The organism is Pseudomonas synxantha, assembly GCF_900105675.1.
In the GTDB taxonomy this organism is placed as follows: Bacteria; Pseudomonadota; Gammaproteobacteria; order Pseudomonadales; family Pseudomonadaceae; genus Aquipseudomonas; species Aquipseudomonas synxantha.
Genome location: NZ_LT629786.1, coordinates 1,860,320 through 1,881,947, shown reverse-complemented (window position 1 = coordinate 1,881,947; position 21,628 = coordinate 1,860,320). Strand labels below are relative to the sequence as shown.

Annotated in this window: 18 protein-coding genes; 14 read left to right on the top strand and 4 right to left on the bottom strand. The window is 59.1% G+C overall.

All coding sequences use genetic code 11. The features are described from left to right. Positions 1-138: 138 nt before the first annotated feature. On the top strand, positions 139-1,338 hold the full coding sequence (locus BLU48_RS08990; protein WP_057025284.1) for an MFS transporter: 1,200 nt from the start codon (positions 139-141) through the stop codon (positions 1,336-1,338). On the opposite strand, the gene BLU48_RS08985 is transcribed toward BLU48_RS08990, so the two are convergent. After that, positions 1,294-1,896 (bottom strand): MiaE family protein, encoded by a 603-nt coding sequence (locus BLU48_RS08985; protein ID WP_056846174.1) that lies wholly within the window; start codon positions 1,894-1,896, stop codon positions 1,294-1,296. The two genes, BLU48_RS08990 and BLU48_RS08985, sit on opposite strands and share 45 nt — an antisense overlap. Before the next feature lie 147 nt (positions 1,897-2,043). On the opposite strand from BLU48_RS08985, the gene BLU48_RS08980 reads away from it, so the two are divergent. Continuing rightward, on the top strand, positions 2,044-2,907 hold the full coding sequence (locus BLU48_RS08980; protein WP_043050938.1) for a universal stress protein: 864 nt from the start codon (positions 2,044-2,046) through the stop codon (positions 2,905-2,907). A gap of 123 nt (positions 2,908-3,030) precedes the next feature. Here the strand turns inward: BLU48_RS08980 and BLU48_RS08975 are convergent, their stop codons facing one another. Next, a complete protein-coding gene (locus BLU48_RS08975; RefSeq protein ID WP_057025283.1) occupies positions 3,031-3,501 on the bottom strand; it encodes a DUF1289 domain-containing protein in 471 nt (156 codons plus the stop codon). Positions 3,502-3,897: 396 nt separating this feature from the next. Here BLU48_RS08975 and acnB point away from each other — a divergent pair, with 396 nt between their 5' ends. Continuing rightward, a complete protein-coding gene (gene acnB / locus BLU48_RS08970; RefSeq protein WP_057025282.1) occupies positions 3,898-6,507 on the top strand; it encodes a bifunctional aconitate hydratase 2/2-methylisocitrate dehydratase in 2,610 nt (869 codons plus the stop codon). A 1,887-nt stretch (positions 6,508-8,394) separates the two neighbouring features. Here acnB and BLU48_RS08965 read toward each other — a convergent pair. Next, positions 8,395-9,672 (bottom strand): serine/threonine transporter, encoded by a 1,278-nt coding sequence (locus BLU48_RS08965; RefSeq protein WP_057025281.1) that lies wholly within the window; start codon positions 9,670-9,672, stop codon positions 8,395-8,397. A gap of 479 nt (positions 9,673-10,151) precedes the next feature. Between BLU48_RS08965 and BLU48_RS08960 the strand changes: the two genes are divergently transcribed. The 7 genes from BLU48_RS08960 (at position 10,152) to BLU48_RS08930 (ending at position 16,278) form a co-directional block, all read left to right on the top strand. Then, complete coding sequence (locus BLU48_RS08960; RefSeq protein ID WP_057025280.1) at positions 10,152-10,670, top strand: DUF4822 domain-containing protein; 519 nt, start codon at positions 10,152-10,154, stop codon at positions 10,668-10,670. A 73-nt stretch (positions 10,671-10,743) separates the two neighbouring features. After that, positions 10,744-11,175: a hypothetical protein gene (locus BLU48_RS08955; protein ID WP_057025279.1), complete on the top strand. Its 432-nt coding sequence runs from the start codon at positions 10,744-10,746 to the stop codon at positions 11,173-11,175. Between the two features lie 173 nt (positions 11,176-11,348). Then, entirely contained in the window at positions 11,349-12,302 is a 954-nt protein-coding gene (locus BLU48_RS08950) for a 2-hydroxyacid dehydrogenase (protein ID WP_057025278.1), read from the top strand. Between the two features lie 129 nt (positions 12,303-12,431). Beyond that, positions 12,432-13,499, top strand: coding sequence for a phosphotransferase family protein (locus tag BLU48_RS08945; protein ID WP_057025277.1), 1,068 nt, complete (start codon positions 12,432-12,434; stop codon positions 13,497-13,499). A gap of 21 nt (positions 13,500-13,520) precedes the next feature. Further along, positions 13,521-14,288, top strand: coding sequence for an SDR family oxidoreductase (locus tag BLU48_RS08940; RefSeq protein WP_043050946.1), 768 nt, complete (start codon positions 13,521-13,523; stop codon positions 14,286-14,288). Positions 14,289-14,358: 70 nt separating this feature from the next. Beyond that, the gene (gene pdxR, locus BLU48_RS08935; protein WP_057025276.1) at positions 14,359-15,792 is read left to right on the top strand and encodes a MocR-like pyridoxine biosynthesis transcription factor PdxR; all 1,434 of its coding nucleotides are present in this window, start codon (positions 14,359-14,361) and stop codon (positions 15,790-15,792) included. An 84-nt stretch (positions 15,793-15,876) separates the two neighbouring features. Beyond that, positions 15,877-16,278 (top strand): cupin domain-containing protein, encoded by a 402-nt coding sequence (locus tag BLU48_RS08930; protein WP_057025275.1) that lies wholly within the window; start codon positions 15,877-15,879, stop codon positions 16,276-16,278. A 533-nt stretch (positions 16,279-16,811) separates the two neighbouring features. On the opposite strand, the gene BLU48_RS08920 is transcribed toward BLU48_RS08930, so the two are convergent. Then, entirely contained in the window at positions 16,812-17,441 is a 630-nt protein-coding gene (locus tag BLU48_RS08920; RefSeq protein WP_057025274.1) for a DNA-3-methyladenine glycosylase I, read from the bottom strand. 232 nt (positions 17,442-17,673) lie between these two features. Between BLU48_RS08920 and BLU48_RS08915 the strand changes: the two genes are divergently transcribed. The 4 genes from BLU48_RS08915 (at position 17,674) to BLU48_RS08900 (ending at position 21,624) form a co-directional block, all read left to right on the top strand. Further along, positions 17,674-18,984 (top strand): C4-dicarboxylate transporter DctA, encoded by a 1,311-nt coding sequence (locus BLU48_RS08915; RefSeq protein ID WP_043051317.1) that lies wholly within the window; start codon positions 17,674-17,676, stop codon positions 18,982-18,984. An 80-nt stretch (positions 18,985-19,064) separates the two neighbouring features. Next, on the top strand, positions 19,065-19,766 hold the full coding sequence (locus tag BLU48_RS08910; protein WP_057025273.1) for a FadR/GntR family transcriptional regulator: 702 nt from the start codon (positions 19,065-19,067) through the stop codon (positions 19,764-19,766). 16 nt (positions 19,767-19,782) lie between these two features. Then, on the top strand, positions 19,783-20,475 hold the full coding sequence (locus tag BLU48_RS08905) for a GntR family transcriptional regulator (RefSeq protein WP_057025272.1): 693 nt from the start codon (positions 19,783-19,785) through the stop codon (positions 20,473-20,475). A 102-nt stretch (positions 20,476-20,577) separates the two neighbouring features. Then, a complete protein-coding gene (locus tag BLU48_RS08900) occupies positions 20,578-21,624 on the top strand; it encodes an SEL1-like repeat protein (RefSeq protein ID WP_057025271.1) in 1,047 nt (348 codons plus the stop codon). Positions 21,625-21,628 lie beyond the last annotated feature (4 nt).

Below are 21,628 nucleotides of genomic sequence, written 5' to 3'. Positions count from 1 at the left end.
GCGGATTGAAGTGTGGGCATTATAGGTGGCAAGCTGGCCAACAGAAGCCGCTGGCCAGTACGTGCCGACGAAGCTTCATGCTTTTAAGAGTTTTTAACAAATAACCTGCAATCTTTTACGCCATTCACAGGGAGTTCCATGCGCAAGGATTACCTGGCGTTCTTCGTTTCGCTGTTCCTGTCTCGGCTGGCCGACCAGATCCTGCTGTTCATCGTGCCGCTGATCGTGTTCCAGACCACCAAGAGCGTGTCATGGGCGGGCCTGGCGTTCTTTGTCGAGTCACTGCCGCGCTACCTGGCGTTTCCGGTGTGCGGAGCGCTCTGCGACAGGTTTTCACCGGTGCGCATCCTGCATATCAGCCAGGTGTACCGGGCATTGGCCTGTGTGGTGGCGGTGGCGCTTTACGGGCTGTTCGAGGGTATCTATTGGCTGGTGATCCTGTCCGCGTTGTGCGGAGTATTGACCACCCAGGGCATCATGGCGCGGGAAGTGGTGATGCCGCATATCTTCCAGCATTACACCTACGCCAAGACCTTGTCCTACTCACAGATCGCCGATCAAAGCGGCCTGGTGCTCGGGCCGTTGCTGGCAGCGCTGATGCTGGAAGTCTGGGCGTGGCCCTGGGTAGTGCTCGGTGTCGCCGCACTGTTCGTGCTGGCAGACCTGGCAATGCTGACCTGGCAGCGCAACACCACGGCGAACCTGCAGATCCATGAGCAGCACCCGGGTATCTGGCTGCAACCCCTGCGCACCGCGTTCGGCCACATCCGCAGCCGGGTGGAGTTGAAACGCATCATCACCCTGGCGGTCGGCGTGAATCTGATTGTCGGGGTGACGCTGGCCACTTCGGCCGCGATGGTCACCGGCCATTACGCCGCCGACAAGGATGCCTACGCCCTGCTGCAAGCCGCCGGCGCGCTGGTCACCATCGTGATTCTGTTTTATCTGGCGCGCTCAGCGTTGCCGCTGAAGGTGATGGGCGGGCTGTCGTATTCGATGATTGCCGTCGGCGCGCTGATCACTGCGATCAGCCCCGGCGTGTGGACCTACGCCGTGGGTTTCCTGCTGGTGACCGGCTTCGACAAGATGTTCAACGTATACCTGCGCAGCACCCGCCAACGGGTCATTCCAGTACAGGATTTCGGCAAGACGGTGGGTGTGATCACCTTGCTCAACAACCTGGCCCAGCCATTGGCGGGCCTGATGATTGCCGTGCTGGCAGCGCCCCTGGGCATGCGAACGGTGATCCTGCTGCTGGCCGGCATCACCGCCTTGCTCGGTGTGGTCGTGGCCTCAGGCTGGCACGCCACTGTGAAAGCGGAACTCGATGTCGGGTGATTCGATCAGTTCCTGCTCGGCCGCCCTCACCCGCTCGATCACCTGGGCGATGTCCTTGGCGTCGCCATACTGGTACGCCAGCTTCAAGTAGCCCTGGAAGTGCCGCGCCTCGCTTTTCAACAGGCCGAAGTAGAACTTGCCGAGTTCTTCGTCCAGGTGCGGCACCAACGCTTCGAAACGCTCGCAACTGCGTGCTTCGATAAAAGCGCCGACCACCAGGGTGTCCACCAGCTTGACCGGCTCATGGCTGCGCACCACCTTGCGCAAGCCCGAGGCATAACGGCCGGCGTGCAGTTGGCGCAGCTCGACCTTGCGCTTTTTCATCAGGCGCATGACTTGCTCATGGTGCACCAGCTCTTCGCGGGCCAGGCGCGACATCATGTTGATCAGGTCAACGTGGGCGTGATACTTGGCCATCAGGCTCAGGGCGGTGCTGGCCGCTTTGAATTCGCAGTTCTTGTGGTCGATCAGCAGGGTGTCCTGATCGGCCAGGGCAGCCTGCACCCAGGCGTCAGGGGTGCGGCAGCCGAGGAATTCATGGATTTCGGGCAGGTTCATCGGGCTCACGGGTAAAGGATCACAAAAGGCCGCCGATTATACCGACCCCGTCAAAGACCACCAGCCACCGGCCTTGATGTGTATCAACATGACGTCTGGCGGGCAGCAACTATAGTTGTTGCATGCCCCTTCCTGGAGATTCTGATCATGCAAGCCATCCGCAGCATTCTGGTGGTCATCGAGCCCGAGCATTCGGAAAGCCTGGCCCTCAAGCGCGCCAAGCTGATCGCCGGGGTGACCGACGCACACCTGCACCTGCTGGTCTGCGACAAGAACCATGAGCATTCGGCGCTGTTGAGCGTGCTCAAGGAAGGTTTAAGGAATGACGGCTACAGCGTCTCCACCGAACAGGCGTGGAACGACAGCCTGCATGAAACCATCATCGATGTGCAGCAAGCCGAGGGCTGCGGCCTGGTGATCAAGCAACACTTTCCCGACAGCCCGCTGAAAAAGGCCCTGCTGACGCCGGCGGACTGGAAACTGCTGCGCTATTGCCCGACGCCGGTGCTGCTGGTCAAGACCGCCACGCCATGGGCCGGCGGGGTGATTCTGGCGGCCATCGATGTGGGCAACACCGACGGCGAACACCGCTCGCTGCACAATTCGATCATCGACCACGGGTTTGATATCGCCAGCCTGGCCAAGGCGCAGCTGCATGTGATCAGCGCCCACCCGTCGCCAATGCTGTCGGCGGCGGATCCTACCTTCCAGCTCAAGGAAACCATCGAGGCGCGCTATCGCGAGCAGTGCCGGGCGTTCCAGGCTGAGTTCGACGTGGACGAAAGGCACCTGCATATCAAGGAAGGCCCGGCCGATGTGCTGATCCCGCACATCGCCCATCAGTTGCAAGCGGCAGTGACCATCATCGGCACCGTGGCGCGCACCGGGATTTCCGGGGCGTTGATTGGCAATACGGCGGAGGTGGTGCTGGATGCGGTGCAAAGCGATGTGCTGGTGCTCAAGCCGCAGGAGTTGATGGATCATCTGCAAGAACTGGCAACCAAGCCCTGAAGAACAATAGAGGGCAAAATGTGGGAGGGGACTTGCTCCCGATTGCAGTGGGTCAGTGAAGGATGGGCTGACTGACACACTGCTATCGGGAGCAAGCCCCCTCCCACATTTGGATGCATGCTGTCAGGTAGACAGCGCATCTCTCAGGAACCCCGGCGCGATATAGCGCTGGTAATGCGCCTCGGACAAGATAAAGAACTCCCGATCAATGGCATCGCGCAGGTCCGGCAAGGGCCAATCGCGAAACTCCGGCAACAGCACCATTCCATACGCCTCCAGGTTGTTGATCACCCGCGCCCCGCGCGCAATCAGTTGGTAGGCCCAGCAGTACTCGGATTGGTGCGGCACAAAGCGAATCTTGCGTTGCTCCAACTGCCCGCGCAGGGTCTTGGGGTCGAAGACCTCCACTTTGCCGGCCATGACCTGCACCAGCAGTTGCTCAAGCCTGCGCCAGACTGCGCGTTTTTCCTCTTCGTTATAGCCGTTCCACTGGATCACTTCGTGGTGGAAGCGCTTGCAGCCGCGGCACACGAGATCGCCGTAGACCGTGGAGCACAGGCCGACGCAGGGGGTCTTGATGGTTTGGTTGGGCATGGTCAACAACACGCAAATCAGCGAAACAGTGCGCCATGTTAGCCCTTTGTCTAAGGTTGATCACCCAGCAAACTTGGACAGGCAACTTACCTTTAGATTTTTTTTGCCGTAGAATCACCCGGCCTTGTAAGGCGCCAATAATCCGCTGGAAGCTGTTTTCAAAGCGTCACGAGCACAGTCGTTCCTTCAGAACGGTGTTGGCGTGGGCTCGACCCGGTAGGTCAGAACCCGCGCCAACCCTCATCAGCTCCGTTCTGCAGGCGTAAAACTTTGAAAGCAGCTTCTGTAAAGGAATGACGGCAGCGCTGGCTTTGCGGCTCAAAAAGCCCCCGAGCGCATGCGTGCCGTTCATGCCTGGATGAGCGTCCCGTGGGACCACTGATGAGGGTAATAACTGTGCTTGAAGCCTACCGCAAACATATCGAAGAGCGTGCCGCCCTGGGTATCGTTCCCCAGCCGCTTAACGCCGAACAAACCGCAGGCCTGGTCGAGCTGCTGAAAAATCCTCCGGCTGGCGAAGAAGAATTCCTCGTTGACCTGATCACCAACCGCATTCCACCGGGCGTTGACGAAGCTGCCTACGTCAAGGCCGGCTTCCTGTCTGCCCTGGCCAAGGGCGAAGCCACTTCCCCCCTGATTGACAAGAAACGCGCTGTTGAACTGCTCGGCACCATGCAAGGCGGCTACAACATCGTGACGTTGGTCGAGCTGCTGGACGACGCCACCCTGGCGCCCGTCGCGGCCGCCCAGCTCAAGCACACCCTGCTGATGTTCGATGCGTTCCACGACGTGGCTGAAAAAGCCCGCAATGGCAACGAGCATGCCAAAGGCGTGATCCAGTCCTGGGCTGACGGCGAGTGGTTCCGTAACCGCCCTACCCTGGCCGACAAGATCAGCCTGCGCGTGTTCAAGGTCACCGGCGAGACCAACACCGACGACCTGTCCCCTGCGCCTGACGCCTGGTCCCGCCCTGACATCCCGCTGCACGCCCTGGCTATGCTGAAAATGGCTCGCGAAGGCATCGTGCCGGACGAGCAAGGCAAGACCGGCCCGATGAAGCAGATCGAAGAGATGCGCGGCCAAGGCTTCCCGATCGCCTACGTCGGTGACGTGGTCGGTACCGGTTCGTCGCGTAAGTCGGCAACCAACTCGGTACTGTGGTTCTTCGGCGACGACGTGCCTTACGTGCCGAACAAGCGTGCCGGCGGTTTCTGCTTCGGCAGCAAGATCGCTCCGATCTTCTACAACACCATGGAAGATGCGGGCGCACTGCCGATCGAATTCGACGTGACCAACATGAACATGGGCGACGTGATCGACCTGTACCCTTATGCTGGCAAAGTCTGCAAGCACGGCACCGATGAAGTCCTGACCACCTTCGAAATGAAGACCCCGGTGCTGTTGGACGAAGTTCGCGCCGGCGGCCGTATCCCGCTGATCATCGGTCGTGGCCTGACCGACAAGGCCCGTGCCGAACTGGGCTTGGGCCCTACCGACCTGTTCAAGCTGCCTGAAGCGCCTGTCGACACCGGCAAGGGCTTCACCCTGGCACAGAAAATGGTCGGCAAGGCCTGCGGCCTGCCAGAAGGCAAAGGCGTTCGTCCTGGCACCTACTGCGAGCCGAAGATGACCACCGTGGGCTCCCAGGACACCACAGGTCCGATGACCCGTGATGAACTCAAGGACCTGGCGTGCCTGGGCTTCTCGACCGACCTGGTGATGCAGTCCTTCTGCCACACCGCGGCCTATCCAAAGCCGATCGACGTGACCACCCACCACACCCTGCCTGACTTCATCATGACCCGTGGCGGTGTATCGCTGCGTCCAGGCGACGGCATCATCCACAGCTGGCTGAACCGCATGCTGCTGCCGGACACCGTCGGTACCGGTGGCGACTCCCACACTCGTTTCCCGATGGGCATCTCGTTCCCCGCAGGTTCCGGCCTGGTCGCGTTTGCCGCAGCCACTGGCGTGATGCCACTGGACATGCCGGAATCGATCCTGGTGCGCTTCAAAGGCAAGATGAAGCCTGGCATCACCTTGCGTGATCTGGTGCATGCCATTCCTTACTACGCGATCCAGGCTGGCCTGCTGACCGTAGAGAAGAAAGGCAAGAAGAACGCCTTCTCCGGGCGCATCCTGGAAATCGAAGGCCTGAACGACCTGACGCTGGAACAGGCTTTCGAGCTGTCCGACGCCTCGGCCGAACGTTCGGCTGCCGGCTGCACCATCAAGCTGTCCAAGGACTCCGTCACCGAGTACCTGAACTCCAACATCACCCTGCTGCGCTGGATGATCGGTGAAGGCTACGGTGATGCGCGTACCCTGGAACGCCGCGCCCAGGCGATGGAAGCCTGGGTTGCCAACCCGGAACTGATGGAAGCCGATGCCGACGCCGAATACGCCGAAATCATCGAGATCGACCTGGCCGAGATCAACGAGCCGATCCTCTGCGCGCCAAACGACCCGGACGACGCCCGTCTGCTGTCCAGCGTTGCCGGCGAGAAGATCGACGAAGTGTTCATCGGTTCGTGCATGACCAACATCGGTCACTTCCGCGCTGCCGGTAAGCTGCTGGAACAGGTCAAGGGCCAGCTGCCAACCCGCCTGTGGCTGTCGCCACCGACCAAGATGGACGCGCATCAGCTGACCGAAGAAGGCTACTACGGCATCTACGGCAAGGCTGGCGCACGCATGGAAATGCCGGGCTGCTCGCTGTGCATGGGTAACCAGGCACGGGTAGAGCCGAATTCGACCGTGGTGTCGACCTCGACCCGTAACTTCCCGAATCGCCTGGGTGATGGTGCCAACGTCTACCTGGCTTCGGCTGAGTTGGCGGCAGTCGCTTCCACTCTGGGTCGCCTGCCGACCGTCGAAGAGTACATGGGCTACGCAGCGAAACTGGACACCATGGCCAGCGACGTCTATCGCTACCTGAACTTCGACCAGATCGCTGAGTTCCGCAAGATCGCAGCAAGCGCCAACATCCCGGTGATCCAAGCTTAACGGTGTGTTGATGTGAAAGACGCCGCGTATCGCAAGATACGCGGCGTTTTTTATGCCCGTAATACTGTGGGAGGAGGCTTGCCCCCGATGGCAGTGGCTCAGTCAATTGATGGGTGACTGATACACCGCTATCGGGGGCAAGCCCCTCCCACATTTGGATCTGTGTAGTCCTTGCAGGCTGTGTCAGGCCTTGAGCAATCAGCGAATACACCAACCAGGCTGTAATTCGGCATCAGCAACACCACCAAACAACTGTGGGAGGGGGCTTGCTCCCGATAGCAGTGGCTCAGTCAATTGATGGGCGACTGATATACCGCTATCGGGGGCAAGCCCCCTCCCACATTGGATCTGCTTAACCCTTGCAGGCTATGTCAGGCCTTGAGTAATCAGCGAATACACCAACCAGGCTGTAATTCGGCATCATCAACACCACCAAACAACTGTGGGAGGGGGCTTGCCCCCGATAGCAGTGGCTCAGTCAATTGATGGGTGACTGATACACCGCTATCGGGGGCAAGCCCCCTCCCACATTTGGATCTGTGTAGTCCTTGCAGGCTGTGTCAGGCCTTGAGCAATCAGCGAATACACCAACCAGGCTGTACTTCGGCGTCAACACCACCACCAAACAACTGTGGGAGGGGGCTTGCTCCCGATAGCAGTGGCTCAGTCAATTGATGGGTGACTGATACACCGCTATCGGGGGCGAGCCCCCTCCCACATTGGATCTGCTTAGCCCTTGCAGGCTATGTCAGGCCTTGAGCAATCAGCGAATACACCAACCAGGCTGTAATTCGGCATCAGCAACACCACCAAACAACTGTGGGAAGGGGCTTGCTCCCGATGGCAGTGGCTCAGTCAATTGATGGGTGACTGATATACCGCTATCGGGAGCAAGCCCCCTCCCACATTTGGATCTGTGTAGTCCCTGCAGGCTGTGTCAGACCTTGAGCAATCAGCGAATACACCAACCAGGCTGTAATTCGGCATCAGCAACACCACCAAACAACTGTGGGAGGGGGCTTGCTCCCGATAGCAGTGGCTCAGTCAATTGATGGGTGACTGATACACCGCTATCGGGGGCAAGCTCCTCCCACATTTGGATCTGTGTAGTCCTTGCAGGCTGTGTCAGGCCTTGAGCAATCAGCGAATACACCAACCAGGCTGTAATTCGGCATCAGCAACACCACCAAACAACTGTGGGAGGGGGCTTGCTCCCGATGGCAGTGGCTCAGTCAATTGATGGGTGACTGATATACCGCTATCGGGAGCAAGCCCCCTCCCACATTGGATCTGCTTAGCCCTTGCAGGCTATGTCAGGCCTTGAGCAATCAGCGAATACACCAACCAGGCTGTAATTCGGCATCAGCAACACCACCAAACAACTGTGGGAGGGGGCTTGCTCCCGATAGCAGTGGCTCAGTCAATTGATGGGCGACTGATACACCGCTATCGGGGGCAAGCCCCCTCCCACATTGGATCTGCTTAGCCCTTGCAGGCTATGTCAGGCCTTGAGTAATCAGCGAATACACCAACCAGGCTGTACTTCGGCGTCAACACCACCACCAAACAACTGTGGGAGGGGGCTTGCTCCCGATAGCAGTGGCTCAGTCAATTGATGGGCGACTGATACACCGCTATCGGGGGGTAAGCCCCCTCCCACATTTGGATCTGTGTAGTCCTTGCAGGCTGTGTCAGGCCTTGAGCAAGCAGCGGAAACACCAACCAGGCTGTACTTCGGCGTCAACACCACCACCAAACAACTGTGGGAGGGGGCTTGCTCCCGATAGCAGTGGCTCAGTCAATTGATGGGCGACTGATACACCGCTATCGGGGGCAAGCCCCCTCCCACATTTGAATCTGTGTAGTCCTTGCAGGCTGTGTCAGGCCTTAGGCAATCAGCGAATAGACCAATGCCGTAATGGCAATCAAGCCGACTGCCGTAACAAACACATTCGAAGCCTGCCCGCGATACTTGGCCATGGCCGGCACCTTGCGGATCGCGTACATCGGCATCAGGAACAGGATCGACGCAATCACCGGCCCACCCAGGGTCTCGATCATGCCGAGGATACTCGGGTTGAGCGTGGCGACGATCCAGCACACCACCAGCATGAAGGCGGCGGTCATGCGGTCCAGGGTCTTCGGTGCCGGGCGGCGACCGGTCTTGACCACCAGGCCCTTGAGGCCCTCGCTGGCACCGATGTAGTGGCCCAGGAACGACTTGGCAATCGCCACGAACGCAATCAATGGCGCAGCGAAGGCGATAGTCGGGTTGTCAAAGTGGTTGGCCAGGTACGACAGGATCGACAAGTTCTGCGCCTTCGCCTCGGCCAACTGCGCGGGCGACAGGGTCAGCACGCAACTGAACACGAAGAACAGCACCATCGCCACCATCAACAGGTGCGCGCGGGACAGGATCTGCGAGCTGCGCTCCTCGGCATGTGCGCCGTACTGGCGCTTCTGGTCCACCGCAAAGGCCGAGATGATCGGCGAGTGGTTGAACGAGAACACCATCACCGGAATCGCGAGCCACAGCGTGTTAAGCAATGCCGACGGAGCCGGCACTTCGCTGGCGGTGCTGAGAATGCCACCGTTCCAGTGCGGCACCAGGTACACGGCCAGGAACAGCAAGGCGACGATAAACGGATACACCATCAGGCTCATGGCCTTGACGATCACCTGCTCGCCGCAACGCACCACGGCCAGCAAGCCGAGGATCAGCACGAACGCCAGGACCGCCCGGGGTGGCGGCATGATGTGCAGCTGATACTCCATGAAACTGCTGACGGTATTGGTCAGGGCCACGCTGTAGATCAGCAGGATCGGGAAGATCGCGAAGAAGTACAGCAACGTGATCAGCGCACCGGCCTTGATGCCGAAATGCTCTTCGACCACATCGGTGATATCGGAGCCTTCACGGCCCGACAGCACGAAACGGGTCAACCCACGGTGGGCAAAGAATGTCATCGGGAAGGCCAGCAGCGCCAGGATCACCAGTGGCCAGAAGCCCCCCAGGCCCGCGTTGATCGGCAAGAACAAAGTACCGGCGCCAATGGCGGTACCGAACAGCCCAAGCATCCAGGTCGTGTCCTGGCGGCTCCAGCTTGTGAGGGTTGCAGGTGTCGTTGCATAGCGTTCGTCGACGCTATTGGCCTGATCATTCATCCGGTCGGATCTCCGCATTCACACGGCCAGGACGAGTCAGAAAAACCTGACAGGCAGCGCCCTGACCATAACAAGGCCCGGATTGTCCGGGATTCTCTTGAATAAGCAAAGACTTAGCTGAGCAATGGTCAGGCTGCCCGCGCGCATGGGACAGATGCGCAGTGCCCTCGACAGCGACCATTAGCCGCAATTGAGCAGCTGCCAGCACAGACATTGGCCTGGTTGACTCTATTAACCAGATTCTGATCGACGCGAAGTTACAGAAAAAATAGTTAAGCTTTAATCAGATATAAAAACCTGTAAGAAAAAACCTACTTACAGCGCTTTGAAATAATATTTTTTAATGTGGTTTTCATTATTAACCGCAGCTTTTGTTACAAGGATTTTCGCGAGCATTGAGCGGCCAAGTTATCACGCTTATATTGCAAACCAACAAGCCACCAACACCACAATATCCATATTTCGCAAGGTCTATTGATATGCAAAAGCGCAGATTGCTCTTCACTGTTGTACTTTTCGCCGGACTCCTTAATCCACTCGTGAGTCAGGCACGACAAACAACCGAACATGCTGACAGCCACGCACTGGGCACATCGCCCCAATGGCTGACCACAAAAGTTTATATAGAAGGCGCCCCTGATGTAGACGTCAAGGACAAGTACCCGGGTGTGGTCGGCATCTCGATGTGGGATCCCGAACGCAACCGTTATGAATTCTTTTATACCGACACCGGGCGATCAAAATATGAACAGGGCGGTGGTGGGTACTTCCTGGTCACAGGCGACAGGAAAACCCATATCCTCGTGCCTGATAAAGGCCCGCACAGGTCCATCGTCAGACGCCTGGAAGCACTCAACACCGAGGAATTCACTTATTCCCGGGAAGTACCTCGCGACATGGTCGAGACCAACGAAAACGTACGTATCTATGTCGTTCACGCACCTTACAAAGGGCCGATAAAAACCACCACGACCCACTCGCTACATCCGCATTATTAAAGCAATCGACGTTGTCCCGCGCCAATCATTAACGTTCGCCCTTTATAAACCACTAACAAGAAGATACGTCCCCATGAAAAACCCACTCAAATCGTTGCTGATATCCACAGTCGTTGCATCAGCTTTAATTTCAACCAGTGTTGTTGCACAAGCCAAGGCACCTGCTGCTGTTAAAGAGTCTGTTGCCACTCCCGACGATGCATTGATGCTGACTGTATTCCTGAAACATGATCAATCACGCCCACTGGGTGAACTAAGGGCCCAACTCGAAAAGCAGGATTTTTTCAAGACATTTCCTCCAGCAGGCGTAGAGATCGTCAGCTGGAATATCACCATGGGTATCGGCCACGTTATCGTTCTGCGCTTGCCGGCATCGCGGTTGGCGGCTGTAAACCTGGCGCTGGAAAATACCGCCTGGGGTCCTTACAAAACGGAATTCTTTCCTAGCTATGATTACCGGGAAATCTTCCAGGCGGCACAACAGAAGGCTCGAGAAAGCAAATAACCCTGTCAGCGTCTCCTGGGCACCGAGGCGCTATTACCCTGTGCTGCCAGCCGGCTCAGCGTCAGCGGCACGCCCCCCATTCAACCAGGCAAACATTCTTTTGGCCCCCCGGTTTTAGTGCCACAAAAATCCCGCATAATCCCAGGATCGAACCCCACAGTAAGAGCTGCCCCATGCCCAACACTGTCCTGGTCCTGGTTGAAACCATCAACGAATACCTGCAAATCATCGAGAGCAACGACTTTCACGTGATCCTGGCGCCGACGCCCGCAGAGCGGGCCCAGGCGATCAAGGCCCACGCAGGGCAGATCAAGGCCGTGCTGACCCGCGGGCCGCTGGGGCTATACGCTGAGGAAATCGCCGCGTTGCCGTTGCTGGAGATCATCTGCGTGATCGGTGCCGGCTACGAGCATGTAGACCTGCAGGCGGCGAGTAACCGTGGGATCGTGGTGACCAACGGCGCCGGGGTGAACGCGCCCTCGGTGGCCGACCACGCCATGGCATTGCTGCTGTCACTGGTGCGCGGCATTCCCCAAACCGATGCGGCCGTGCGGCGCAACGAATGGCCGAAGGTCATGCGCCCTTCCCTCGCGGGCAAGCAATTGGGGATTCTCGGGCTTGGCGCCGTGGGCATGGAGATCGCCAAGCGTGCCGCCCTCGGCTTCGGCATGGAGGTCAGTTACCACAACCGCCAACCCCGCGATGACGTGGAGTACACCTACTGTGCAACCGCCGTGGAGCTGGCCCGCAACTCCGACTTCCTGGTGTTGGCGACACCCGGCGGCGCCAGCACCCGGCACCTGATCGACCGCCATGCCTTGGACGCACTGGGACCGCACGGCTTCCTGGTGAATATCGGCCGTGGCAGCGTGGTGGTGACCGCCGACCTGGTGGCCGCGCTGGAACAACGGCGTATCGGCGGCGCCGCGCTGGATGTATTCGACGATGAGCCCAAGGTGCCGGACGCCCTCAAGCGCCTGAACAATACCGTGCTCACCTCCCACGTGGCCGGCCTGTCACCGGAAGCTACCCACGATACGGTGCAACGGGTGGCGGACAACCTGGTGGAATACTTTGCCGGCCGTCCCGTACTGACCCCGGTCACGTTGCCAGCGCCCGCAAAATGACCAATCAGGCACGCTGATCACCCTTCAACACGCTAACCTATTAAACCGCCCCGACCTTGTCGCTGGGCGGTGGTGCGCATTAGATTAGGAAATAGTCCAAGGCCTTTAGAATAAGCAGAAGGGATAAGCATGGCGCTGAACGACCAATCGACCCAGATTCGCCCCGGCGAAGAGCTTGATGCCAGCCTGATTGATCCCTACCTCAAGGCTCATATCCCAGGCTTGCAGGGAACGCTCAAGATCAGCCAATTCCCCGGTGGCGCCTCGAACCTGACTTACCTGCTGGAATACCCGGGCCAGGAGTTCGTGCTACGCCGCCCACCGTTTGGCCACAAGGCCAAGTCCGCCCACGACATGGGCCGCGAATACCGCATTCTCAATCAACTCAAGGATGGCTTCCCGTACTGCCCCAAGGCCTACGTGCACTGCACCGATGAGTCAGTAATCGGCGCCGAGTTCTATGTGATGGAACGGGTCAACGGCATCATCCTGCGTTCCGACCTGCCGACCGAACTGGGGCTGGACGCGACCAAGACTGAAGCCTTGTGCAAAAGCTTCATCGACAAGTTCGTCGAGTTGCATCAGGTCGACTATGCGGCCTGCGGCCTGGCCGACCTGGGCAAGCCCGAAGGCTACGTGGCAAGGCAGATTCGCGGTTGGAGCGACCGCTACGAAAAGGCCCTGACCCCCGACGCGCCAAAATGGGAAGCAGTGCGCACCTGGCTCAATGACAAAATGCCCGCCGACCACCCGACCTCCAGCATCGTGCACAACGACTACCGCTTCGATAACGTGATCCTCGACCCACACAACCCGATGCAGATCATCGGCGTGCTGGACTGGGAACTGACCACCCTGGGCGACCCGCTGATGGACCTGGGCAATACCCTCGCCTACTGGATCGAAGCCGCCGACCCGGCGCCGGTGCAACTGATGCGACGCCAGCCGAGCAACGCCCCGGGCATGCTCACCCGCCGCCAGTTCGTCGACTACTACGCCGAACGCTCCGGCATCCAGATCGATAATTTCGATTTCTATTACACCTACGGCCTGTTCCGCCTGGCCGGCATCGTGCAGCAGATTTACTACCGCTTCTTCCACGGCCAGACCCAGGACAAACGCTTTGCGCAGTTCATCCATATGAACACATTGCTTGAGCAGATGAGCCTGAATGTCATCGGCAAATCCGCGCTCTGATTGCAACCACAAGGAACCCTCATGTCCAAGACCAACCTGTTCGACCTTGACGGCAAGATTGCTTTCGTTTCCGGCGCCAGCCGTGGCATCGGCGAAGCCATCGCCAAGTTGCTGGCCCAGCAAGGCGCCCATGTGATTGTTTCCAGCCGCAAACTGGAAGGTTGCCAGCACGTGGCCGATGCAATCATCGCCGACGGCGGCAAGGCCACCGCCATTGCCTGCCACATTGGGGAAATGGAGCAGATCGCCCAGGTGTTTGCCGGCATCCGCGAGCAGTTCGGGCGCCTGGATATCCTGGTCAACAATGCCGCGACCAACCCACAGTTCTGCAACGTGCTGGACACGGACCTCGGTGCATTCCAGAAGACCGTTGACGTCAACATTCGCGGCTACTTCTTCATGTCGGTGGAGGCCGGCAAGCTGATGCGCGAAAACGGCGGCGGCAGCATCATCAACGTGGCTTCGATCAACGGCATCTCGCCGGGTGTGTTCCAGGGCATCTATTCGGTGACGAAGGCCGCCGTGATCAACATGACCAAGGTGTTTGCCAAGGAATGTGCGGCGTTCGGCATCCGTTGTAACGCACTGCTGCCGGGCCTGACCGACACCAAGTTCGCCTCGGCGCTGGTCAAGAACGACTCGATCCTGAAAACTGCCCTGGCCCAGATCCCGCTCAAGCGCGTGGCCGCCCCCAGCGAAATGGCCGGCGCGGTGTTGTACCTGGCCAGTGATGCGTCGAGCTACACCACCGGCGTGTCGCTGAATGTGGATGGCGGCTTCCTGTCCTGACATCGCCTGGGTTTCTTCGGATCGGTTTGCGCGTAACCTTGGCGCAGATCGATCTGTCCCAGGATGAAACATGGAACTGCACCTCGTCATCACCGGCCGCAAGGACCTGGCTGCCCAGCTTTACCAGCAGTTGCGCGAAGCCATCGCCACCGGGCGACTCTCGGCCGGTGCACAACTGCCTCCCAGCCGGCTGCTCGCCGAGCAACTGGGCATATCGCGCAAAACTGTCTCCGACACCTACGCCACCTTGACTTACGAAGGCCTGCTGGTCGGCAAGATTGGCCGGGGCACCTTCGTCAATGCGTGGGCGCCACAGCCCGACCGCGTGCAGAGCGCCACCGACCTGGCCTGCGCCGCCAACCTGAGCAAGTGGGCGGCACTGCCCTCGCCCATGCGCCATCCCACCGACGACGATATCCTGCGCTACGAATTTATCGGCGGCGCCACCACGCGCAATCAATTCCCCCAGGAGGAATGGCGGCGCTGCACCCAGCATGCCCTGCGCCGTATCGCCCAGCACAGCGGTTTCTACAGCCAGCCCGAGGGCCTGCCCGCCCTGCGCAGTGCCATCGCCGGGCACATCGCGTTTTCCCGCGGGGTCAAATGCCTCGACCACGACATCGTGGTCACCAATGGCGCCCAGCAGGCCCTCGACCTGATCGCCCGTGTGGTGCTGGAGCCGGGCAGTATCGTGGCCATGGAAGACCCAGGCTACAGCCCCGCACGCCAACTGTTCATGGCCATGGGCGCGAGCGTCGCCAGTGTGCCGGTGGACGACCAGGGCATCCGGGTCAAGGACATTCCCGAGGGAACCCGGCTCATCTACGTGACCCCGTCCCACCAGTTCCCCCTCGGCATGCCCATGAGCCAGCCACGCCGCGAAGCCCTGCTGGAACGGGCCATCGAGCTTGGCGCGATCATCATCGAAGACGACTACGACAGCGAGTTTCGCTACGCAGGCCGCCCCACCGACTCCCTGCAAAGCATGGACACCCGTGGCGTGGTGGCCTATGTCGGGACCTTCTCGAAAACCTTGCTGCCGCAGTTGCGCCTGGGCTACGCGGTGCTGCCGCCGGCGATTTATGCCGCGGTGCTCAAGGCCAAGCAACTGACCGACCAGCACTGTTCGACCCTGCCGCAATGGGCACTGGCCAAGTTCATCAGCGAGGGCTATTTGCTCAAGCATATCCGCCGTTGTCATAGCGTCTATGCTGGGCGCCGCGAACGCATCCTGCAGCGCCTGGCCGGTGATCTGTCACCCTGGTTTGAAGCAGTACCCACGGTGGCCGGCTTTCATATGGCAGCGTTGTGCAAAGTGCCGGTGGATATCACGCTGCTGATAGAAATGGCACGCCAGGCTGGAGTGGGCTTGTATCCGCTGGACGTGTTCTACCACGACGCACCTGCTCGCCCGGGCCTGATCATCGGTTTCGGTGCCATTGAAACCCTGGACATCGACCTGGCGCTGGACAAGGTCCGCGACATCCTCGAGCAGATTGGCTAAGGTTTTTTCCGGCGCATTGGTCATTGGTGGCGTGTAGGCTACGGCGTAGGGTGAAGAGGTCTCGAACTACCTGGAACCCTCACCATGAAACGACTGCTCGTCACTACGCTGATGCTCGCGTCCCTCAGCGCCCACGCCCACGACCCGGTCTATAACAAAGAAACGCTCAAGGTGTTGCACGAGCATGCCTTGAGCAACGTACCCGGCAAGAAAGTCCTCATGCTGACCGTGGATTACGCCCCCGGCCAGGCCACCGTACCTCACAGCCACACCGGTACTGCCGTAGCCTATGTGCTTGAAGGCCAGATCACGTCGCGGGTCAACGAGGAAAAGGCGATCACCTACAAAGCCGGGGAATCGTTCTACGAACCGGCGGGCTCACGGCACTTTGAGTCGAGCAATGCCAGCCAGACCCAACCGGCGAAACTGCTGGTGGTGATGGTGATGGATGACAAGGCTGAAGTGCTCACACCCCTGCCACAGTAAGCCGCCGCACCACTGAACCAATGTAGGGGCTCGCCGCCGATGAGCACGGGTATCTACACAACTTTGTAGCAGCCGACCGTAACCACGATGCGCAGCGAGTCGCTCTTGATCTTGATCTGCTTTTGATCTTAGGCGCCCCGTTAAACCACGCTGGCCGGAATTCGACAGGGATTTGGGGGGTAAACCGGCAGGGATGCCGGTTTAGCCGCCCAAATCCCTGGCGGATTACGGGTACACCGAGCCTAAGCGAGGTGCCGAGTGGTGGGGCGAGGACCTTTTGCTTACTTTTGGCTGGGCCGGCATTCCGGTCCTTCCAAAAGTGAGCCGCTGTCAGAGCGGACCCCTAAGTGGCCGTTACCGCAGCAATGGATATGTACTCGATCTGATCCAACATCCTGGTCGGCCCCAAGGCCACCATCGGGGGCAAGCCCCCTCCCACATTTGGATCGCGGCGCATCAGTCAGATAGCTATAAGCTGTCAGGCAGCAAACGGGAGCAAGTCGGATCGTCGCACCGCCCCTTTACACGCCGATTCAAGGGCGCTTGAACGTGCACCGTAGCGCTTCGATGCGCGGGCGGCAAACGCAGCCTTCCAGATGATCATTGACCATCCCCATCGCCTGCATCAGCGCGTACATGGTGGTCGGACCGACAAAGGTCCAGCCGCGCTTCTTCAGGGCCTTGGACAAGCGCACCGACGCCGGCGAGGTCGGATTGGCGGCCCAGTAAGCCATATCTACCCGCGTCGGGCGCTCATCTTCGGCAGGCTCAAATGCCCACAGCCAACGTGCCAATGATCCAGTCTCATCCACCAACTCACAGGCCCGCCGCGCATTATTGATTGCGGAAATAATCTTGGCCCGATTGCGCACGATGCCCGGGTCACGCATCAAGCGCTCGACATCCGCCTCGCCATACTGCGCCACCCGGCGAAAATCAAAGCCCTCGAACGCCTGCCGAAAGCTTTCACGCTTGCGCAGGATGGTGATCCACGCCATCCCCGCCTGAAAGCCCTCCAGGCAGATCTTCTCGTACAACTGGATGTCATCGGCCACCGGCACGCCCCACTCGTGGTCGTGGTAATGCGGGTATTCGGGGGCGGCGTTGCGCCAGGTGCAATGGCGAAGCCCTGCTGCGTCGGTGGTCAGCCCTGATTGGTCCATCCATCACCTCGTGTGCCGAGGGCGGATGATACGCAAAAAAATTCAAACCCCGCCAACCGCTCAAGCACCGGACTTACCGACCCACTGGTCAGACCGGGACCCGCCGACCGTCGAATATTTACTTGTGATTTGAAAAAAGCCAAGCGTAGACTGGCCGCGCACTGGACTTACCGGTAAGACCACAACAATTAAGCCCTGGACCCACCAGGGCACCCGAATAGAGATCCTTCCCATGCTCAGATGGTGCTCGCGTTCGATTTTCCTGCAAGTCGTGATTGGCCTGATCCTGGGCATAGTCTGCGGCCTGGCCCTTCCCGAATTCTCCTCGCAACTCAAACCCCTGGGCGACGGCTTTATCAAGCTGATCAAAATGCTGATTGGCCTGATCGTCTTCTGCGTGGTGGTCAGCGGTATTTCCGGCGCCGGCGATTTGAAGAAAGTCGGACGCATCGGCCTCAAGTCGGTGATCTACTTTGAAGTACTCACCACCGTCGCCCTGGTGCTCGGGCTGATCATGGCGTTCAGCACCGGCATTGGTAGCGGCGCCAATATTCACTTGGAGCAACTGTCGTCTGCTGGCTTGAACGAATTGGCCGACAAGGGCCAGCACATCAAGGGCACCAGCCAGTTCCTGATGGACCTGATCCCCAACTCGGTGATCGGCGCATTCGCCGACAACAACGTGCTGCAAGTGCTGCTGTTCTCGGTGCTGTTCGGTAGTGCGCTGAACCTGGTGGGCGAAGCGGCCAGCGGCATCTCCCGGCTGATCAACGAGCTGAGCCATGTGATCTTCCGCATCATGGGCATGATCGTGCGCCTGGCGCCAATTGGTGTATTCGGCGCGATCGCGTTCACCACCAGCACTTATGGCCTGGACTCCCTGCAACACCTTGGCAGCCTGGTGGGGCTGTTCTACCTGACCTGCTTTGCTTTCGTCGCGCTGATCCTCGGCCTGGTGATGCGCCTGTCGGGCCTGCGCATGCTGCCCCTGCTCAAGTACCTGCGTGAAGAGCTGCTGATCGTGATGGGCACCGCCTCCTCTGATGCAGTGCTGCCGCAGATCATGCGTAAGCTGGAACACCTGGGTATTGGCAGTTCCACCGTGGGCCTGGTGATTCCGACAGGGTATTCGTTCAACCTCGACGGTTTTTCCATCTACCTGACCCTCGCCATCGTGTTTATCGCCAATGCCACCGGCACACCCTTGTCGATGACCGACTTGCTGACGATCCTGCTGGTATCGTTGATCACCTCCAAAGGTGCCCATGGTATTCCGGGTTCGGCGCTGGTAATCCTGGCGGCGACGCTCACGGCGATCCCGGCCATTCCGGTGGTCGGCCTGGTGTTGGTGCTGGCGGTGGACTGGTTCATGGGCATTGGCCGTGCATTGACTAACCTGATCGGCAACTGCGTGGCTACCGTGGCGATTGCGCGCTGGGAGAAAGACATTGATATCCAACGCGCCAACAAGGTGCTGGACGGCCAGCAAGGGTATGCCTTCCAGGCCAAGAAACCGGTACTGCCGGCGCATCAGGAATTTTAATGTGGGAGGGGCTTGCCCCTCTCACACTTTGATCTTCAACAGTTTGAACCTCGTATTTGCAACTTCAAGGAGCACACGACGTGATCAGCACTTCAACCGTCGTCAATTCAGTTGTAGAGAAACTGCGCGCCGCACTTAAGCGCGGCCAGTGGCGGCGCGGGGAAATGCTGCCCGGCCAGCGTGAATTGGCTGAACAGTTGGGCATCAGCCGCCCGAGCCTGCGTGAAGCCGTGATCGTGCTGGAAACACTCGGCCTGGTGCGTTCCATGCCCGGCAAAGGCGTCGTTGTGCTGGAAACCAGCGTCAGCGAGCCGCAATCGAGCGACGCCGTGGCCGATGCCAGCCTCGAAGACATCCTGCAACTGCGCTACACCCTCGAACCTTTTATCGTCGGCCTGGTGGCCCAATCCATCAGCAGCAAGGAAGTCGGCCAATTGCGCCTTACCCTGATGGACATGCGCGAAGCCCTGGATGCTGGTGATGCCGAAGCCGGCATGAACGCCTATATCGATTTCCACGAAGAACTGTTCGCCCTCACCTCCAACCCGATTTTCCAGAATGTGGTGCAGCAAACCAGCAACGCACTCAAGCAAAGCGCACAAGTGCTGCGCAACTCGCCTGAACACCTGGCTGAGCGCCTGCAGGAAAACGAAGCCGTGGTGCGCGCCATCCGCAACAAGAACAGCGCCCTGGCCAGTGCCGAAATGCGTCGGCATATCCTTCAGGAAGGCTTGCGCATGGGCATTCGCCTGAATATCCCGGACGACCATCTGGGCAGCTGATTTTTGGAGACTGGCCATGAACGCTCACGCCCTGCAATACAACCCTATACTCCCTGCCCTTCGCCTGGTCGCCGGTGAAAAACCGTCGGTGGACGACATCTATCCACAGCTATTCGACGCCATCCTCGAGCAACGCATCGTCCCGTCCAGCCGCTTTACCGAAGAAGGCCTGGGCGAGACCTTCGGTGTGAGTCGCAGCGTTATTCGCCGCGTGTTGGCCAGGCTCTCCCTGCAGCGCGTGATCATCCTGCGTCCCAACAAGCGGGCCGAGGTCGCGGTACCGGACAGACAACAAGCGCAGCAGATCCTGGAAGCCCGGCGCCTGACAGAAATGACCGTGGTGCAACTGGCCTGCGCCAACGCCACCCTGGAACACCTGCGCCAGTTGCGCGAACTCATCCTGCGGGAACAGGAAAGCCTTGCACGCGACCAACACGCGGCAGCCATTCGGCTGTCCGGCGAGTTTCATCTGCGGTTGGCGGTCATCGCGGGCAACAAGCCATTGGAGCAATTCCTCAACAGCCTGGTGCCGTTGACCTCACTGATGATTGCGCACTGTGAAACGCAGCCGCGCAACGGGTGTGCATGGGAAGAACACTTGGGCATTGTCGACGCTCTGGCGCGCAATGACATTGCTCACGCGCAGGCGCTGATGGCTCGGCACTTGAAGCACCTGGAGCATCATTTGGCGCGTCACTTGCAGCATTGATACGGCCTGCCATGACCAATGATAGATATGTAGCGACAGTGAGGGACCGCGGTTCCATAACCTGAATTCGCACAATTTCAGTGCTTATTACAGGTATAGATCATGTCCGCCGAATCAAATGTGAGGCCCGCACTGTTCAATGTGCTGTCCCAACTGAATGCTCAAAAAGAGACTTTGTCACTGCCGATGACAACAGCACTGGATGAGCTGAACCAAAGTGCGGCGCAGGCCGGAATGAAGATGCTCGGGCTCAATAAAATAGAAGAGGCCGAGCATTTTCTGACCATAGCCTCGGCCGCCCAGTTTCCCGAGTGTCAGTTCGGCATGGCCACGTGTAACGTTTACCGAGACGGCATCTGGCACAGCGAGCAAGGAAAACTGTCCTCTCACGCCAGTGAAGAAACCAAGAAATGGCTGAAACTCGCCGCAGCGCTGAACTACATTCCGGCACTTATACAGTTGGGGGATACCGAGTCGCTGGAAACAGCCAAGACACTGGTGAGCAAGTTCCCCGCGCATAAAGAGCCCGAAGGTATGTACTACCAGTACCTCATCACCGATGACTTCAGCTGGCTGGAAAAATCCGCCGCCGCAGGCTTCAGCCTGGCCCAGTTCAAACTCGCCGAACAGTATCAACGCAATCCGAAATTGATTGCTAACGACGCGCTGCGCCTGGCGCGAATCGAAGAACTGTATCAAGAATCTGCCGACGCAGGCCTGCCATTGGCGTTGTACGCACGGGTCTTCTTCGAGGACTCCACCGCCAGCGTGGCGGAAAAGCGCACTCGGCTTGCTCGGCTGGCTAACATGGGCCACGTGGAGGCGATGATGGAATATGGATATGCACTCGCCAACATGCCCTACCGTGAGCGTTTCGCGCCGAACGAGGACGGTAGCGCACCGCCCTTTACAAACCCATACGGGTTGGCAAAAAACATCCCCCTCGCCTACGCCCTGTTGAAGTATGTCCAGAAAAGCATGCCGGCCCCTATCCCACCAAGGCTTCCAGCGGACGTCCATATGATCGAAATGCGCATGAGCCTGGAAGATCACGAACAGGCGAAACTGGCGTTGACCGCCGTTGAAAACAACACTCCAAACCTGTTCGCTCGCCTGGAGGAGTTGATTATCCCCGGCACCGCGAAATAACGAC